Genomic DNA, 738 nt, shown 5'->3' on the forward strand with positions numbered 1-738 from the left:
GCCAGGCGGCCCGCGATGACCGCCGCGAGCGGCGCTCTGCACGGGACGACGTGCTTCTGGCAAAAATTATGCGGGTCTTCAAAGCCAGCAAACACCGCTACGGGTCCAAGCGTATCCACCGGGATCTGTGCGCTGAGGGGGAGCACGTCCCGGAGCGGCGCGTGGCCAGAATAATGCGCGAAAGCAGGATCTCAGCCGGCCAGCGCAAGCCACGCAAGCCGGTGACCACGAACAGCAATCATAAGCTGACGCCGTCGCCCAACCTGCTGCTGGAGGCATTTCACTGCACCACCCCGAACACCGTCTGGCTGGCGGGTATCAGCTATGTCGATACCGGCGAGGGCTGGCTCTACCTGGCAGCGGTCAAGGAAGGTGCCTTTGTCCGCCGTCGCCCATCGGGCTCTGACCAGTGGCGCCGCGATGGGCAACTCCAAGGACAATGGCGCATGCGACCCGCGAAATCGTCGGCTGGTCCATGACCGATCACCTGGGCGCAGAGCTGTGCTACGACGCGCTCCGGATGGCCCTGGACCAGCGCGGCCCGGTCCCGGGCCTGATCCTGCATTCGGACCGCGGCATGCAATATGCCAGCGGAGACGACCGCAAGATCATCCACCGCGCCAAGCTGGCTCAATCCATGAGCCGCAAGGGTCAGTGCCTCGGGTTCAAGCTGGTCCGCGCCAGCGGATCGAACGATCCGGGGGATCGTTTGAAGGCGCAGAACGCCCCGATGGAGAG

2 protein-coding genes are annotated in these 738 nt (G+C 65.0%); both read left to right on the forward strand.

The features are described 5' to 3' along the window. Nucleotides 1–479 (forward strand): IS3 family transposase (locus FEV53_RS20460; protein ID WP_142836428.1); only part of this gene is annotated, 479 nt, incomplete at its 5' end. Next, nucleotides 476–738 (forward strand): DDE-type integrase/transposase/recombinase (locus FEV53_RS20465; RefSeq protein WP_342778325.1); only part of this gene is annotated, 263 nt, incomplete at its 3' end. The genes FEV53_RS20460 and FEV53_RS20465, both read left to right, overlap by 4 nt.

Source organism: Palleronia caenipelagi, from assembly GCF_007004065.1.
Lineage (GTDB): Bacteria > Pseudomonadota > Alphaproteobacteria > Rhodobacterales > Rhodobacteraceae > Palleronia > Palleronia caenipelagi.